At 62.5% G+C, this 16583-nt stretch carries 15 protein-coding genes and 1 tRNA gene; 4 read left to right on the top strand and 12 right to left on the bottom strand.

Annotation, left to right across the window (positions count from 1 at the left end; translation table 11 throughout):
- Window positions 1-118 precede the first annotated feature (118 nt).
- Window positions 119-1312, top strand: a complete 1194-nt coding sequence (locus BN5935_RS12940; protein ID WP_064976954.1) for an MFS transporter — start codon at window positions 119-121, stop codon at window positions 1310-1312.
- Window positions 1302-1952: a CatB-related O-acetyltransferase gene (locus BN5935_RS12935; RefSeq protein WP_064976461.1), complete on the top strand. Its 651-nt coding sequence runs from the start codon at window positions 1302-1304 to the stop codon at window positions 1950-1952. Before BN5935_RS12940 ends, BN5935_RS12935 begins: the two co-directional genes overlap by 11 nt.
- Here the strand turns inward: BN5935_RS12935 and BN5935_RS12930 are convergent.
- The 3 genes from BN5935_RS12930 to BN5935_RS12920 form a co-directional block, all read right to left on the bottom strand.
- Window positions 1923-2288, bottom strand: coding sequence for a DMT family protein (locus BN5935_RS12930; RefSeq protein ID WP_064976460.1), 366 nt, complete (start codon window positions 2286-2288; stop codon window positions 1923-1925). The genes BN5935_RS12935 and BN5935_RS12930 overlap by 30 nt on opposite strands.
- A gap of 108 nt (window positions 2289-2396) precedes the next feature.
- Window positions 2397-3056: an HAD family hydrolase gene (locus BN5935_RS12925; RefSeq protein WP_064976459.1), complete on the bottom strand. Its 660-nt coding sequence runs from the start codon at window positions 3054-3056 to the stop codon at window positions 2397-2399.
- 62 nt (window positions 3057-3118) lie between these two features.
- Complete coding sequence (locus tag BN5935_RS12920; RefSeq protein WP_064976458.1) at window positions 3119-5611, bottom strand: DUF5686 and carboxypeptidase-like regulatory domain-containing protein; 2493 nt, start codon at window positions 5609-5611, stop codon at window positions 3119-3121.
- Window positions 5612-5693: 82 nt separating this feature from the next.
- On the opposite strand from BN5935_RS12920, the gene ybaK reads away from it, so the two are divergent.
- A complete protein-coding gene (gene ybaK, locus BN5935_RS12915) occupies window positions 5694-6185 on the top strand; it encodes a Cys-tRNA(Pro) deacylase (RefSeq protein WP_064976457.1) in 492 nt (163 codons plus the stop codon).
- A 10-nt stretch (window positions 6186-6195) separates the two neighbouring features.
- Here the strand turns inward: ybaK and rfbB are convergent, their stop codons facing one another.
- The 4 genes from rfbB to rfbA are packed head-to-tail and all read right to left on the bottom strand — an operon-like array spanning window position 6196 to window position 9549.
- Window positions 6196-7254 (bottom strand): dTDP-glucose 4,6-dehydratase, encoded by a 1059-nt coding sequence (gene rfbB, locus BN5935_RS12910; RefSeq protein WP_064976456.1) that lies wholly within the window; start codon window positions 7252-7254, stop codon window positions 6196-6198.
- Window positions 7251-8111 (bottom strand): dTDP-4-dehydrorhamnose reductase, encoded by an 861-nt coding sequence (gene rfbD / locus BN5935_RS12905; RefSeq protein ID WP_064976455.1) that lies wholly within the window; start codon window positions 8109-8111, stop codon window positions 7251-7253. Before rfbD ends, rfbB begins: the two co-directional genes overlap by 4 nt.
- Complete coding sequence (gene rfbC / locus BN5935_RS12900) at window positions 8108-8671, bottom strand: dTDP-4-dehydrorhamnose 3,5-epimerase (RefSeq protein ID WP_064976454.1); 564 nt, start codon at window positions 8669-8671, stop codon at window positions 8108-8110. The genes rfbD and rfbC overlap by 4 nt, the downstream gene beginning before the upstream one ends.
- Window positions 8668-9549: a glucose-1-phosphate thymidylyltransferase RfbA gene (rfbA, locus tag BN5935_RS12895; RefSeq protein ID WP_064976453.1), complete on the bottom strand. Its 882-nt coding sequence runs from the start codon at window positions 9547-9549 to the stop codon at window positions 8668-8670. The genes rfbC and rfbA overlap by 4 nt, the downstream gene beginning before the upstream one ends.
- Before the next feature lie 141 nt (window positions 9550-9690).
- Between rfbA and BN5935_RS12890 the strand changes: the two genes are divergently transcribed.
- On the top strand, window positions 9691-10782 hold the full coding sequence (locus BN5935_RS12890; protein WP_064976452.1) for a nucleotidyltransferase domain-containing protein: 1092 nt from the start codon (window positions 9691-9693) through the stop codon (window positions 10780-10782).
- 35 nt (window positions 10783-10817) lie between these two features.
- On the opposite strand, the gene BN5935_RS12885 is transcribed toward BN5935_RS12890, so the two are convergent.
- The 5 genes from BN5935_RS12885 to BN5935_RS12865 form a co-directional block, all read right to left on the bottom strand.
- Window positions 10818-12401, bottom strand: a complete 1584-nt coding sequence (locus BN5935_RS12885) for an ABC-F family ATP-binding cassette domain-containing protein (protein WP_064976451.1) — start codon at window positions 12399-12401, stop codon at window positions 10818-10820.
- Between the two features lie 197 nt (window positions 12402-12598).
- Window positions 12599-15049, bottom strand: coding sequence for a heavy metal translocating P-type ATPase (locus BN5935_RS12880; protein WP_064976450.1), 2451 nt, complete (start codon window positions 15047-15049; stop codon window positions 12599-12601).
- Window positions 15050-15140: 91 nt separating this feature from the next.
- On the bottom strand, window positions 15141-15713 hold the full coding sequence (locus tag BN5935_RS12875) for a helix-turn-helix domain-containing protein (protein WP_064976449.1): 573 nt from the start codon (window positions 15711-15713) through the stop codon (window positions 15141-15143).
- On the bottom strand, window positions 15713-16354 hold the full coding sequence (locus BN5935_RS12870) for a nitroreductase family protein (protein ID WP_064976448.1): 642 nt from the start codon (window positions 16352-16354) through the stop codon (window positions 15713-15715). The genes BN5935_RS12875 and BN5935_RS12870 overlap by 1 nt, the downstream gene beginning before the upstream one ends.
- An 83-nt stretch (window positions 16355-16437) precedes the next feature.
- Window positions 16438-16513 (bottom strand) — tRNA-Lys (locus BN5935_RS12865).
- Window positions 16514-16583: the final 70 nt, after the last annotated feature.

Genomic DNA, 16583 nt, shown 5'->3' with positions numbered 1-16583 from the left:
GTATATTTGAAAATTTATTTTCGGGAAATATTTCAATAAACATTTGCCTGATTTTGATCATAGCTGTATGGCAAAACTTCGTAAACTCGTACCAGATATGGCGGAAGGACCGGGAGAAATGAGCCGGCCGGGCCGGACGGTCTATCCGATCCTGCTGATGGTCTGCGCCACGCATCTGCTCAACGACATGATGCAGTCGGTCATTCCGGCGGTCTATCCGCTTCTCAAGGAGAAGTTCGGCTTCACGTTCGCCCAGATCGGCCTCATCACGCTGGTCTTCCAGATGACCTCGTCGCTCCTGCAACCCGTCGCCGGACGGCTGGCCGACCTCCATCCGCGGCCCTATTCGCTGGCCGTGGGGATGTGCTTCACGCTGTGCGGACTGCTGGCGCTCGCTGTCGCTCCCGGATTCTCGCTTATCCTCGTGTCGGTGGGGCTGATCGGCTGCGGCTCGTCGGTCTTCCATCCCGAATCCTCGCGGGTGGCGCAGCTCGCCTCGGGAGGCCGCAAAGGGTTGGCGCAGTCGATCTTTCAGGTCGGCGGCAACGCCGGAAGCGCCATGGGACCTCTGCTGGCCGCGCTGATCGTGATTCCGTTCGGACAAGGCTCGATCGGGTGGTTCGCGCTGGCCGCACTGCTGGCCATCTTCATCCTCGTGAAGATCGGGAACTGGTACAAACGGCAACTGGCCCTCTCGGCCCGCAAATCGGCCGTCGCAGCGAGCGCCGCGGGGCCCGGGCTGTCGAAACGGACGATCCGGAATGCGCTCGTCATTCTGGGCGTGCTGGTCTTCTCGAAGTATTTCTACATCGCCTCGATGACCAACTATTTCACCTTTTTCCTGATGGATAAATTTTCGATGTCGGTGCAGGGGGCGCAGTACTGCCTTTTCGCCTTCCTTGCGGCTTCGGCGGCGGGAACGCTCATCGGCGGACCGGTCGGCGACCGTATCGGGCGCAAATATGTGATCTGGGGCTCGATTCTCGGCGCGGCGCCCTTCACGCTGATGCTTCCCTATGCCGGTCTGGTCTGGACCATCGTGCTGGCCGTCATCATCGGACTGGTCATCTCGTCGGCTTTCTCGGCCATTCTGGTCTACGCCACCGACCTGATGCCCGGCAAGGTCGGTATGATCGCCGGGGTCTTCTTCGGGCTGATGTTCGGACTGGGCGGCCTCGGCTCGGCCTTCTTCGGATGGCTGGCCGACCGGACGAGCATCGAGTTCATCTTCCGGGTCAGCACGCTGCTGCCCCTGCTGGGCGTCATCACGGGCTTTTTGCCGAATATCGAATTGAAACGAAATGAAAAATAAAATCTATCCCCGCGAGGGGGACCGCCAGACGGTCTATCTGAAAGAGGTCGTCACGAACCCCAATATCGAGGTCGGCGAGTGGACGATCTACAACGATTTCGTTACCGACCCCGTCGATTTCGAGCGCAACAACGTGCTGTACCACTATCCGGTGAACGGCGACCGGCTGGTCATCGGGAAATTCTGCTCGCTGGCCTGCGGCGCACGGTTTCTCTTCAACAGCGCCAACCACACGCTCTCATCGTTGTCGACCTATCCGTTCCCGATCTTCTGGGGCGGGGAGTGGGGCATCGACAAGTCGGAGGTGGCCACGGCGTGGGACAACCGGGGCGACATCGTCGTCGGCAGCGATGTGTGGATCGGCTATGAAGCGGTCGTGATGGCGGGTGTGAGGATCGGTGACGGGGCGATCGTCGCTTCGCGGGCCGTCGTGACGCGCGACGTGCCTCCCTATGCCATCGTCGGCGGAGTCCCGGCCAAGGTCATCAAATACCGGTTCGACCCGGCAACGGTCGAAAGCCTGCTGAGAATAAAGTGGTGGGAGTGGCCTGCGGAGAGGATTCGCCGGGCCCTGCCGCTGATCCGCGGCGGGCGGGCCGACGAACTGGCGTTATTTGCGGAAAATGAAATAGACGGCTAAGATCAGGCAGAGGAATCCCGCGAGGTGGTTCCAGCGCAGGGTGTCGGATTTCATGAAGACGAGTGCAAAGACGGTGAAGACCGAGAGCGACACGACCTCCTGAATCACTTTCAGCTCCCAGATCGAGAACGGACCGCCGAATTCGGCGCTTCCGATGCGGTTGGCGGGGACCTGAAAACAGTATTCGAACAGCGCGATGCCCCAGCTCAGCAGGACGATGGCCATTATTCCGAAGCGTTCGAGCCGGGATTTGAAAGCGATGTGCCCGTACCACGCCAGCGTCATGAAGGCGTTGGAGACGACGAGCAGCAGGATGGTGGCGATGCCTTTGAACATAACAGTCGGAATTAAACCGCGCAAAAATAGCAAATTTTCCGGATAATATCCGGAAAAACGGAAAAAGGCCGGGAATTCCCGGCCTTTTCGGTTGTTTGTTTCGATCGGTTATGCCAGCAGGGCGTCGGGATCGGTCAGCTCGGCGAAGTTGTTGACGATCACATCGGCCGGGGTTTCGCGCTCCAGCACCTCGCGCGGCAGGGTGGTCGTCAGGGCCACGATGCGGCCCGCTCCGGCCCGGCGGGCGGCTTCCAGACCCGCTTTGGCATCCTCGAAGACCACGCAGTCGGCGGGCGCGACGCCCAGCGCGGCGGCGGCCGTGAGATAGATCTCCGGATCGGGTTTGCAGCGCGTGACCATGTCGCCCGAGACCTTCGCGTCGAAGTAGGGGCCTATGGCGCACTTTTCGAGCACGAAATCCATGTTGGCCATGGGACCCGATGTCCCCACGGCACAGCGGACACCCGCTGCGCGGAGCCGTTCGAGTAGTTCGACGAGCCCCTCGACGGGGTGGATGTCGGGGGCGTATATCTCGCGGTAGATGGCCTCTTTTTCGTCGGCCAGCGCCGCGATGCCCTTTTCGCGGATGATCTCCTCGGGCATGACGGCGCGCATGATGTCGTCGTTGCCCATGCCGAAACTATCGGCCAGTTTCTCTTTCCAGTCGCTGACGCCGTAACGGGCGCAAAATAGCTCGAAGGCACGGACGTGCACCGGGGAGTTGTCCACCAGCGTGCCGTCCATGTCGAACAGGGCCGCTTTTTTCATTGTTGTTTTCATTTTGACAGCGTAAAGGTAGTCAAAATCCCCGACACCTCCGCGGGAGGAGATCAGAATTTGAGCCGCAGGCTGAGATTGACGGCGAAATTCTGCATGTCCTGCCCGGGCGTGGGGTCTCGGTGCGTGAGCCGCCAGATGCAGTCCACGCGGAAGAGTTTGAAGATGTTCTCCACGCCGAATCCCATCTCGACATAAGGGTCCGACACCGAGGTCATGCCCACGGGGAACAGCAGGTCGGCCTGCGTTCCGGCCAGCGAGCCGTTGTTCTCGCGCGACAGCGTGCCCCAGACCCCCTTGCAGACCAGTACCTCGCGCCATTTGAGCTTTTTGATGAGCGGCAGACGCCCCAGCAGGATGCCGTTGAAATGGTGCTCCCAGAACCACGCCACCCAAGCGTCCGAGGCGAATTCGTAGAAATTCATGCACGAAAAGGCGTAGGGATCGTAGAAATAGGTGCCGTTGCCCTCGTGGAGTTTGAGCAGCAGGTAGGGGACTTTGCCGAAGACGCGGCCGCCCTGCACCGTGATGTCCGAATAGCCCACGGGCGGCAGTTCGGGCTTGTAGCGGATGCCGGCGTCGAGGCGGTAGTACTCGTGGCTGCCCGACAGGGCGTCGCGTATTCCGGCCGTGAATCCGAGTGTCAGGATGGGGTAGACCGAGCCCATCGACTGCTTGTCGAAAGGCATGCGGTAGACCGTCTCGTTCTTCGAGAGGCGCAGGCCGACGCTCATGGCGACGTCCGACACCGAGTTGACCGGCGTGCCGTCGGGCCTCAGCATCGGGACATAGCGGTTGGCGAAGATGCGCTGCATGCGCGCTCCGGCGAACGAACTCACGCCGTGGCACCACTCGTGTTCGTAGACCGCTTCGCCGCGGTTGACCATCGAGAGCCGCTGGTCGCCGCGCGAGAGGATCGACGAGAGGATGTTGCTCTCCGTCAGGGCGTTCTGTCCGGCTCCCAACTGCATCACGTCGTGCCGGGCCGAGAGCGTCAGCTTGTGGGTCAGCCGGCGGTTGAAGGCCAGTTCGACGCTGCCGCCGCCCTTCACGTCCTCGTCGCGCGTGCCGTAGGCCACATAGCCCCCGACGCGCACCGTGCGGCTGACATGGGTGGTGGTGCGTCCGCCCAACTGCATGCGGAAACCCTCGAGTTTGTTGAAGCTGGCGAGTTTGTAGTAGGGGCCGATGCCGATGTATTTCGTGTTCCAGTAGCCGACGATCACCGTGTTGATGAACGTGTAGATGTTGCGGTAGAGCGGTACATGCTGCACCGAGTCGACCATCGAGTAGATGCCTTTCTCCTTCTCGCTCAGCGAGTAGGGACGTATCTGCTCCCAGTAGGCTTCGTCGTGCCGGGCGGGCTGCTCGTCGCGGACCACGACGTTGTTGTCCATGCGCAGCACCTCGTCGGGAATGGGTTCGCCGATTCGCACGTCGCTGTAAGCCACCTCGCGCGTGCCGATGAACGAGGTGAGCTTCGACGAATCGGCCTCCGAGATCGAAAACTCCGCCGACACGCGGTCGCGGCTGCGGAACCAACTGCCGTCGGCGGTCTGCCGGTTTTCGTTCTCGAGCATCATATGCTTGATCCAGTTGACGTTAACACCCTTGGGCATGCGCGCCGACGCCGATTGCAGGGCGTAGGTCGCCGAGTCGATGTTGACCTCGCCGTCGAGCACCGGGGTCGTGAGGCGCTTGGGGTGGAAGCGGATTTTATAGGTCTTGCGGCCTCCGAGCGTGATGCTGTCCACCAAGTAATAGTTGTAGAACGCGCGGCCTCCGTCGGCCAGCGGGCTGGCGAAACGCACGTTGAAGATGTCGATGAAGTTGTCGTAGAAATTCACGTCGCCGTGCATGCCGCCCGTGAACTGGGCCACGGCGAAACTGTCCTCGACGCCCGAGACGCGGCTGGCGCGGATCACCTCGCGCTTGAACTCCGGACGGCGGCTGCGGTAGAGGTCGGCCGTCGATTCGGAGATCATCGCCGGCAGGTAGGCCTGACCCGTGAGCGCCGAGGTGTCGACATAGTCGAACACGAAGCCGAAATTGCGTTGGAGCCGCCTGCTCCGGAACTGCGGCTTGATGTTCGTCAGGTCGAGTTCCATTTTGGTATAGGTGCGGCATCGGTACGAGTCGTAGCGGTCGGGGTCGTTCTGCGGCTTGTTGCGGATTACGCCGTCGAGGATCGGGTGCGCGGGGTTCTCGCCGGGGGTGATGACCACCTGCCCGATGCTGAACTCCACGGCTTCGAGGGCGAAATCCACATGGTTGAACACTCCGGGCGTCACCGGCCGGGTCAGCGTGGCGTAACCGACCATCGAGGCCTGCACGCGGCTCACCGTGTCGCGGGTTTCGAGGGCGTAGATGCCCTGTTCGTCGGTGATGATGCCCGTCGTGGTGCCGGGGAATACGACGCTGACGAATTGCAGGGGCGTTCCGCTGGCGGCATCGGTCACCTGACCCCGGACACGCGTGGTTTGTGCCGGGGCGCCTGCCGCCCAGAGTATCCCGAGCAGGAATACGATGATCGTTCTTGGCATCATATTGCGACAAATGTAGCAAAAATGTACAGATCGGGGGAATTTGAATTACCTTTGCGGCAGATTAGCCGATAAAAGGAACAATATGGCACATCGGAAAGTGGAAAAGACAAATGCCGCGCGGCTGCTCGACCGCGCGAAGATCGCCTATGAACTGATCCCTTATCAGGTGGATGAGGAGCACCTCGCCGCCACGCACGTCGCCGAACAACTCGGCGAGGAGATCGCCTGCGTCTTCAAGACCCTCGTACTTTGCGGCGACCGCACGGGCTGTTTCGTCTGCGTCGTGCCGGGCGACCACGAGGTCGACCTGAAAGCCGCGGCAAAGGTCTCGGGCAACAAGAAGGCCGATCTGATTCCGATGAAGGAGCTGCTGCCCGTGACGGGCTACATCCGCGGGGGCTGTTCGCCGATCGGCATGAAGAAAGCCTTTCCGACCTACATCCACGCATCGGCCTCCGAACATCCCTTTATCTATATCAGCGCCGGAGTCCGCGGCCTGCAGCTCAAGCTCGCCCCCTCCGATCTGGCGGCCTATGTGCGGGCGACGTTCGCCGAGATCAGCCGCCCTGCGTAAAAAGCGCCGGCTACCGCCCGGCGTATGTCTCTTCGTAATACTTCTCGTACTCTCCGGAGGTGATGTCGTCCATCCACTGCTGGTTGTCGAGATACCAGCGGACGGTCTTTTCGATGCCCTCTTCGAATTGCAGCGAAGGTTCCCACCCGAGTTCCTCCTTGAGCTTGCGCGAGTCGATGGCGTAGCGCAGGTCGTGCCCCGCGCGGTCGGTGACGTAGGTCACGAGCTTCTCCGAAGCCCCCTCGGGACGGCCCAGCAGGCGGTCGGTGACCCGGATGACGACCCGTATCAGGTCAATGTTGCGCCACTCGTTGAATCCCCCGATGTTGTAGGTCTCGCCGTTGCGGCCCCGGTGGAATATCGCGTCGATGGCCCGGGCGTGGTCCTCGACGTAGAGCCAGTCGCGGACGTTCTCGCCCCGGCCGTAGACCGGCAGCGGTCTGCCGTGGCGGATGTTGTTGATAAAGAGCGGTATGAGCTTTTCGGGAAACTGGTAGGGCCCGTAGTTGTTCGAACAGTTGGTCACCACTGCGGGCATCCCGTAGGTGTCGTGGAACGCCCTGACGAAGTGGTCCGACGACGCTTTCGACGCCGAATAGGGGCTGTGGGGATCGTAGCGCGTCTCCTCGGTGAAGAGCCCGCCGCCTAACGGCAGGGCCCCGTAAACCTCGTCGGTCGAGATGTGGTAGAAACGTTTACCCTCCCATGCGCCTCCCCAAGCCTCTTTCGCGGCCTGCAGGAGCGTGAGTGTCCCCATGACGTTGGTCCGTGCGAAGGTGAACGGATCGCGGATCGAACGGTCCACATGGCTCTCGGCCGCGAGGTGGATCACCCCGTCGACGGCGTATTCCGCGAACAGCGCGCGCATGGCCTCGTAGTCGCAGATGTCGCCCCGCACGAAGGTGTAGTTGGGTGCGTTCTCGATGTCGCGGAGGTTGGCGAGGTTGCCCGCATAGGTCAGCTTGTCGAGGTTGACGATCCGGTAGTCGGGGTATTTCGTGACGAACAGCCGCACGACGTGCGAGCCGATGAACCCGGCGCCGCCGGTTATGAGGATTGTGCGTTTCATGCTTGCATCGTTTTCAGACAGTAGAGCATCGACTCCCGCCAGTGGGGAATCTCGATGCCGAACGTCGTTTTGAATTTGCTTTTGTCGAGCACCGAGTAGGCCGGGCGGGGGGCCTTGGATGGATATTCGGCCGTGTGGCACGGCGCGATGCGGCACTTGTCGTGCCCGGCCGCCGCCGCGATCTCCACGGCGAAGTCGTACCACGAGCATACACCCTCGTCCGAGAAGTGGTAAAGCCCCTCGTGGCCGCGGAACTGTCCGCCCTCGATCACCGAGAATATCCCCAGCGCGAGGTCTCCGGCATAGGTCGGGGTGCCGATCTGGTCGAAGACCACGCTGAGCGACTCCCGTTCGGCCGTCAGCCGCAGCATCGTTTTCAGGAAATTGTTCCCGAACGCCGAATAAAGCCATGCCGTGCGCAGGATCAGGTAGTTGCATCCCGACGCCTCGACGGCCTGTTCCCCGGCGAGTTTCGTGCGGCCGTAGACGCCCAGCGGCGCCGTCGGGGCCTGCTCGGCGTAGGGCAGGTGGGCTGTGCCGTCGAAAACATAGTCGGTCGAAATGTGGATCAGCGTGGCTCCCGTGGCCGCTGCCGCCGCCGCGAGGTTCGCGGGGGCGAGGCGGTTCAGGCGGTCGGCCGTCGTCTCGTCCTCCTCGGCGCGCTCCACGTTGGTGTAGGCCGCGCAGTTGACGATCGCTTCGGCGCGGGTCTGCTCCGCGGCCCGCAGGACGGCCCCGGCGTCGGTGACGTCGAGTTCCGCCACGTCGGTGAAGATGTAATTGTTGGGCGATACGGCGCCCAGACGCTGCATTTCGCGGCCCAACTGCCCGTTGGCGCCCGTGACTAATATGTTCATGGTTTTCGGTATTCAAACAGTTTTCCCGCTTCGGCCAGCGTCGGACGGTGGCGGTCCTTCTCCGAGAGGAGGATGGCCCCGGCCGGAATCCGCCAGTCGATCGCGAGCGCGGGGTCGTCCCACGCGATGCCGCCCTCGCTCGCGGGGGCGTAGTAGTTGTCGCATTTGTACTGGAACACGGCCTCGTCGCTCAGCACGGCGAATCCGTGGGCGAATCCGCGGGGGATGAACAACTGACGGTGATTTTCGCCCGAGAGCTCCACGGCGACGTGGCGTCCGAAGGTGGGCGATCCGCGGCGGATGTCCACCGCGACGTCGAGCACCGTGCCCGTGACCACGCGCACCAGCTTGGCCTGCGCGGCGGCCCCGTGCTGGAAATGAAGTCCCCGGACTACGCCGTAGCGCGATTTCGATTCGTTGTCTTGCACGAAATCCACGGGCCCCGCAACCTCCTCGAAACGCTGCCGGGAGAAGCTCTCGAAGAAATAGCCACGGGCGTCGCCGAACAGGTCGGGTTCGAGGATCAGCACCTCGTCGATGTCGGTTCGGTCTATTTTCATTTGTGTTCGTCGATGAGTTTGAGCAGATACTGCCCGTACTGGTTCCTGAGCATCGGCCCGGCCAGTTCGCGGACCTTGTCGGCCGTGATCCAGCCGTTGCGGTAGGCGATGCCTTCGAGGCAGGCGATCTTGAGCCCCTGCCGCTTCTCGATTACCTCCACGAAGATCGAGGCTTCGGCCAGCGAGTCGTGCGTACCCGTGTCGAGCCACGCGAAACCCCGCTGGAGGGTCTGCACCTTCAACTCCCCGTCGCCGAGGAATGTCTGGTTCACCGAGGTGATCTCCAGCTCGCCCCGTGCCGAGGGTTTGATCGATCGGGCCACCCGGACCACTTTGTTGGGGTAGAAGTAGAGCCCCACGACAGCGTAGTTGGATTTCGGATGCGCGGGCTTCTCCTCGATCGAGAGGCAGTTGCCCGCAGCGTCGAACTCCGCCACGCCGTAACGTTCGGGGTCCTCGACGCGGTAGCCGAAGATGGTCGCTTTCCGCTCCTCTTCGGCCGTCCGGACCGCTTCGCGGAGCATCCCCGTGAATCCCGAGCCGTGGAAGATGTTGTCGCCCAGCACCAGACATACTGAATCGTCGCCGATGAACTCCTCGCCGATCAGGAACGCCTGCGCCAGTCCGTCGGGCGAGGGCTGCTCGGCATAGGAGAACCGCACGCCGTAGTCCGAGCCGTCGCCCAGCAGGCGGCGGAAGGCCGGCAGGTCGGCGGGGGTCGAGATGACGAGTATGTCGCGGATGCCGGCGAGCATCAGCGCCGACAGCGGATAGTAGACCATCGGTTTGTCGTAGATCGGGAGCAGTTGTTTGCTGACCCCTTTGGTTATCGGATAGAGACGCGTTCCCGAGCCTCCCGCCAAGACAATGCCTTTCATATCGTTGCGTATTGATCCCTCCCTGCGGGTCCCCGAGGGGAGAATTTCAGTCGAAGGTACGGCTTTTTTGCGAATTTCCGGTATCCCGGGCCTGATTTTTTGTAAAGTATCGCTATCTTTGACCAACAATTTTTTTTGACTATGAAGGATACGGCGACGAACGGATTGTTCGCCCTGCTGCGGGCGGCGCTGCACGGGACGATGGGAGACACGGCGCTCTTTGCGCACTGCGACGAGGCGTGCTGGCGCGAGATTTACCGCCGCTCGTCGGTGCAGGGCGTGCTGGCGGTGGCATGGGACGGGTTGCAGATGCTGCCCGAGGAGCTGTGGCCGCCGCGTCCACTGCTGCTGGAGTGGGCTTTCAACGTCGAGCAGATCGAGAAACGCTACCGCCGTCACGAAGCGGCCCTCACGCGCCTCGCGACTTTCTACCACAAACACGGTTTCCCGATGATGCTCCTCAAGGGTTACGGGCTGAGCCTTTCGTACCCCGTGCCGTCGCACCGTCCGTTCGGGGACATCGACATCTGGTTGTACGGGCGCCAGCCCGAGGCCGACCGGGTGGTGACCCGCGAACTGGGCCTACGGGTCGACGAGGACAAGGAGCACCACACGACTTTCCTTTTCGACGGCATTATGGTCGAGAACCATTACGATCTGGTCAACAACGAGACCCACAGTTCCAACCGCCGGATCGAGCAGCCGCTCAAACGCTTCGCGGCGCAGCCCGGGGAGTCTGTCGAACTCGGGGACGTGCCGGTCGACCTGCCTTCGGTGCCTTTCAACGCGCTGTTCCTGCTGCGCCATGCCGCGGTGCATTTCGCCGCCATCAACATCGGACTGCGGCATGTGCTGGACTGGTATGTCTTCATCGAGCGCAACGCCGGCAAGATCGACTGGGAAGAACTCCATGAGCTGGCCCGCGAGGCCAACATGGACCGTTTTCTGGAGTGCCTGAACGCCATCTGCACCGAAGAGCTGGGGCTCGATCCCTCGCTGCTGCCGCCGTTTGCCGTCGATCCGAAACTGAAGGAGCGGGTGCTGAACGAGATTCTCTCGCCCGAATTTTCGGCCCCGAAGCCGACCGGACTGCTGCCTAATATGTGGTTCAAGACCCGCCGCTGGTGGGCCAACCGCTGGAAGCACCGGATCGTCTACGACGAGGGACTGGCCGGGGCTTTCGTGAACTCCGTGAGGGCGCATCTGAAACGTCCGAAATCCATCTCCGCATAAGACAATCGGGGCCGGTCATGCCGGCCCCGATTCGTTTACAGCGAGATCGTCCGCGTGATGCCGACGTCCTCGGCGAAACGGCTGTCGTGGGAGATCAGCAGCAGGGTCCCCCGGTAGTTGCGGATCGTGTCGGTCAGGATGCCGAGGCTTTGCAGGTCGAGGTTGTTCGTCGGCTCGTCGAGGATGAAGAGGTCGGGCACCTGATTTTCGATCATCAGACAGCAGAGACTCAGCCGCATCCGTTCGCCGCCGCTGAGCGTGTCGCACGCTTTGTCCCACGCCGCTGCCGGAAACAGCGCCCGGTGGAGCCGCATCTTCAGCTCGTGTTCCTCCAGATGGCTGCGGTTGCATGCCTGCGCGGTTTCCAGCACCGTCGCTGGGGTGTCGAGACGGCTGTACTCCTGATCGAGACAGACGTGCGAAAATTCGCTCCGGCGAATCTCCCCTTCGGTGGGTTCCAGCTCCCCGGTCAATAGCTTTACGAGGGTGGTTTTCCCCGTTCCGTTGCCACCCCGCAGACGGATGCGCTCCCCGCTGCGGATCGCCGTGTCGAGGGGCGCACCCCAGAGCGGCGCGCCCCCGGGATAGGCGAAATTCACGCCCCGGGCCTCCGCCAGCAACTTGCCGTTGTGGAGCTGCGCATCGTCGAAATCGATCCGCAGCAGGCATTCGCGCTGCTGTAGGGCACGCAATTCGGCGATCTTTTCGCTGTCGCGGCCGATGAGCGCGGCATGCTGGTCCCGGAGCCGCGAGGCGGTCCGCTCACCGCTGTCCTTCAATCCTTTGCGCAGGATGCGCGGTGACTGGTCCTTCTTCTTCTCGCCCTGCGCCGCACGCTTCTCCTGCCGTTCGCGGACCTCCTGCGCCCGCCTGCGGGCTTGTTTCAGGGCGGTCTGCGCCGCGTCGAGGTGCTGTTCGATGGCCTGTCGTTCAATTTGTTTCTGCTGACGGTAGAAATCGTAATTTCCGCCGTAGCGTTTCAGTCCCAGCGGCGAGAGCTCGTAGATCGTTTCCAGCAGGTTCAAAAGCGTGATGTCGTGGCTCACGACTACTACGGTAGCCCGCGTGTCGCGGACGAAGGCATAGAGCTGCCGCCGTCCCGCTTCGTCGAGATGGTTGGTCGGCTCGTCCAGCAGCAGGATTTCCGGCTGGCGGAGCGTTGCTCCCGCAAGGAGGAGTTTGGTTTTCTCCCCGCCGCTCAGGGCGTCGGCCGGGGCGTCCGGCGCGACATGGCGGAGGCCCCAACCGTCGAGCGCGGCGCGGCATTTCGATTCGATTTCCCAGTCGTCGCCCAGCGCGTCGTAATGGGCCGGGTCGGTGCTTCCGGCGCAAATGGCGTGCAGTGCCGCGAGTTTTCCGGCCGCACCCAGCGCCTCGGCGACGCTCGTTCCGGCCAGATCGGGCTGTTGGGGGACATAATAGGGGCGTGCGGCGCAGGCGATGCTGCCCGACACGGGTGCGAGCCGTCCGGCCAGCAGTTTCAGGAGCGTGGATTTTCCCGTTCCGTTGCTGCCGACGATGGCTGCCTTTCCGCCCGGCGGCACGGAAAATCGGATCGCTTCGAACAGCGACTGCCGGTTGGTATAGTGATAGGTGAGATCACTGACGATGATATGCATGATACACAATAAATGGGGGTCTTGCGTGAAGACCGGTTAAACCGATGTTTCGTTCCGAGCGGATACGGCGTCGGTCTGACTGAATCCGACCCGTTTATTGTTGTATTCTCATCGCAGTAATTATTGGTGATGGCGCGAAGATACGGAAAATTTCGGGATTTCCGCACCTTTGCGCCGTCATTCGTTCTCGGAGTGCCTTACAGGGCTGTCAGCCGGTATTCCCCGGCTTCGGCTACGGCCCGCTGCAACTCCTCGTCGGAGTACACGCGGCCCGCGAACTCGACCGATGCCACCGGCGGGTCGAGCGTCACCGACGCCGATACGCCTTCCAGACTGTTGAGCGCTTTTTCCACATGCATGCGGCAATGGTTGCACATCATGCCTTCCACTTGATACTTTTTCATAATCCGTTGTTTTTTACTGGTTTTTTCCTTGTGCAGTTTCGCGCGTTTCAGGCGCAGGCTGTTGGCCACCACGCTGACGCTGCTCATCGCCATCGCCGCCCCCGCGATCATGGGGTCGAGCTGGACCCCCAGCAGCGGATAGAGCGCTCCGGCCGCCACGGGTACGCCGATCAGGTTGTAGATGAACGCCCAGAAGAGGTTCTGCCGAATGGTGCGCACCGTGAGCCGCGAGAGGCGGATGGCCTCGGCGATCTTCGTGAGCTCCGACGAAATGATCGTCACCGGGGCGGCCTCCATCGCAATGTCGCTGCCGCGCCCCATGGCGATTCCGAGGTCGGCACGGGCCAGCGCCGCGCTGTCGTTGATGCCGTCGCCCGCCATGGCCACCGTATGACCTTCGGCCTGAAGCGCTTCGATGAATTCGGCCTTCCGGTGGGGGAGCACCCCTGCGCGGTAGTTGTCGATGCCCGCCCTGCGGGCCGCTTCGCGGGCCGCCGCCTCGCCGTCGCCGGTCAGCATCCAGACCGTGATGCCCTGTTCGCGCAACTCCCGGACAGCCTCCGCCGAATGCTCTTTCAGCCGGTCGGTAATCCCCGCCACGGCCAGTGTCCGCTCCCCGTCGGCGAACCGGATGACGGTTTTGGCTTCCCCGGCCATCCGTTCCGCTACCGTGCGGAGTTCGTCGTCGATGGCGATGCCGTGTTCGTGCATCAAGGCTTCGTTCCCGGCATAATAACTGATGCCACCGACCGTGCCGCTCACGCCCCGCCCGGTGATGCTCTCGAACCCCTCGACCGCCACCGGGGCGCATGCGCCGAGATGCGTGGCGACAGCCTCGGCCAGCGGATGTTCCGACAGTTTTTCGAGGGCGCAGAGTGTGTTCCGGTGCGTGTCGTCGCCCCCGGCCCATACGAGGTCCGTCACCTCGGGACGCCCTTCGGTCAGCGTCCCGGTCTTGTCCAGCACCACGACATCCACTTTCACGGCTGTTTCGAGACTCTCGGCATCCTTTATCAGAATGCCGTTCTCGGCTCCTTTGCCGATTCCGGCCATGATGGCCGTGGGCGTCGCCAGCCCCAGAGCGCAGGGGCAGGCGATGATGAGCACCGTGACCAGCGCCAGCAGGCCGTGCGAAAATCCGTTCTCCGGATCGAACAGCATCCACGCCGCGAACGCCGCGAGGGCGATGCCGATGATTACGGGCACGAAGATGCCCGCGATGCGGTCCACGAGTTTCTGCACCGGGGCTTTGCTGCCCTGCGCCTCCTGCACCAGCCGGATGATCTGCGCCAACAGGGTTTCGCCGCCGACCTTCGCGGCCGTGAAGCGGAAACTTCCCCGCTGGTTGACCGTCCCGGCGAACACCGCGTCCCCGGGCCCTTTGGCCGCCGGCACGGGTTCTCCGGTGAGCATGCTTTCATCGACATAGGAACTGCCTTCGGCGACGGTTCCGTCCACGGCGATCCGTTCGCCGGGACGTGCCAGCAGCAGGTCGCCGGGCCGTACCTCGCCGACCGCGGTTTCGTGTTGCTGCCCGTCCGCGCCGATGCGGATTACGGTCGCGGGCTGGAGCCCCATCAGTTTGCGGATGGCCTCCGAGGTGTGGTCGCGGGCGCGGGCTTCGAGCAGGCGCCCCAGCAGGATAAAGGCGATGATGACGCTCGCCGCCTCGAAATAGACGTGGGGATGGATGCCCCGGGCCTCCCAGAATCCGGGAAAGAGCATGTTCGCCACGCTGAAAAGATAGGCCACTCCAGTGCTTCCGGCCACCAGCGTGTCCATGTTGGCTGAACCGTGGCGGAGCTGCCGCCATGCGTTGATGAAGAAATCGCGCCCCAGCACGAAGACCACCGGCGTCGACAACAGCCACATGAACTCGTTGGCATAGGGCATCCCCATCCCGAACATCCCCACGACGACTACCGGCACCGACAGGGCGATGGCCCACGCCGTGCGGCGTTTCAGCGTGCGGTAGCGTTCTCCGGCGGCCTTTTCGGCCTCTCGGGCGGCATCCCCGGCCCCGACGATCAGGTCGTACCCGGCCTGCCGCACGGCTTCCCGCAGCGCGGCGGGCGAGCATTGCGCCTCGTCGTACTCCACCAAAGCGGTCGCCGCCGCGAAATTCACCGCGGCCCGGCTCACGCCCGGGACGTTGTTCAGGACCTTGTCCACCTTCGCCGCGCACGCCGCACAACTCATGTCGGCGACCGGGAAGGTCTGTTTGACGGTATGATTCGTTGCCATGTCGTTACCTTTTTTGCTTCGTTGCAAAGATAACGCCGCGGGGCCGCGGGGCTGTTACAGAATTATGGAATAGATTTACAAAATTCCGCCGTTATACCTTGTCGAGGGGTTTCCGGCGCCCCTCGGCCTGTTCGCGGAAGCGGGTAGGGGTCATCCCCGTCTGGCTTTTGAACTGCGCGCTGAGGTGGGCGGCGCTCGAATAGTTCATCAGGTCGGCTATCTCGCCGAGCGACAGCTCGCCGTAGGCCAGCAATTCCTTCACCCGCTCGGTCTTCTGGGCGATGAAATACTTTTCGACGGTCGTCCCGGTCGTCTCGGAGAAGAGTTTGCTGATCTGGCTGTATTCGTGGTGCGTGGCTTCGGTCAGCCAGTCGGAGAGGTTGACCCGCAGGGCCCCGTTGTCGCGGTGCACCAGCCGGATGATTTCGGTCTTTACCTGCTCGACGATCTGTTGCCTCGGCTCGTCGAGGAGTTCGAACCCCAATGCCTGCAGCCGTTCGCCCAGCCGTTTCCGCACCTCATTCCCGACGGGGCCCGCCGTGCGCACCACGCCCAGCTCGACCGAGCGGGTTTCGATTCCCAGCTCGGCGAACAGCTCCCGCACGACCATCCGGCAGCGGTCGCACACCATGTTGCGGATATATATGGTTTCGGGCGTTTCCATCACTTGATCGTCAGCTCCTCCGGGCGGACCTTGGGGACGTAATGCGTGCCGTTCTCGCGGTAGTAGGCGCGGTCGCCGTCCGCACCGATCGGCACCAGTTCGATCTTTTCGATGCCCCGGCCGATGGCGAGGATCAGCAGCGGTTCCGATTCCAAACCGAACTCCTGCCGGATGCGCTCCCGGTCGAAAGCCCCGATGCAGATGCCGTTCAGCCCGATCTCCGCCGCCTGCAGCAGCATGCTCTGGGCCGAGATGCCGAGGTCGATGTCGACGTAACGGTCTTCCGCTGCGGTCGAACAGATGATGATGAAGGCATTGGGTTCGGTGCCCGGCAGGGGCAGATGCAGGTGGGGCAGGGCCCCTCCGAGGCGGATGTGCGGCAACACTTTCTGCGCTTCATCGGCCAGCACGGGCCGGAACCGCAGCACCTGCTGATTCCGCGCCGAGGGGATTTTGGCGTTTACTGCGATGATGCGCCGGAGCTGGTCCTCGCGGACGATGAAATTCGCATCGTAACCGCGGTGGCTGCGGTTTTTCAGCAGCAGCCGGCTCAGCGTCACCAAGGGCCTGCGCCCTGCGGAGGACGATGCCGTCCGGGCCCGGTATTCCTCCATTTTCCGTTCCAGATAGTTGTCTGCCATGTTTCGGTTTTTTGATCTGTCGTCTGCAAAGATAACGCAAACCGGCTATATAGACAAAAAAAGGAAGGTCTTAACCTTCCTTTTGGTGATCCCCGTGGGGCTCGAACCCACGACCCCAACATTAAAAGTGTTGTGCTCTACCAGCTGAGCTAGGAGATCTCCGCTGCCAATTGGGAATCGCTTCCGTTTTGGTGGTGCAAATGTACGGAATTATTTTTAATTTACAACA

Source organism: Alistipes provencensis, from assembly GCF_900083545.1.
Classification (GTDB): domain Bacteria; phylum Bacteroidota; class Bacteroidia; order Bacteroidales; family Rikenellaceae; genus Alistipes; species Alistipes provencensis.
The sequence above is the reverse complement of the archived record's forward strand: the minus strand, read 5'-3'. Positions and strand labels throughout refer to the sequence as shown.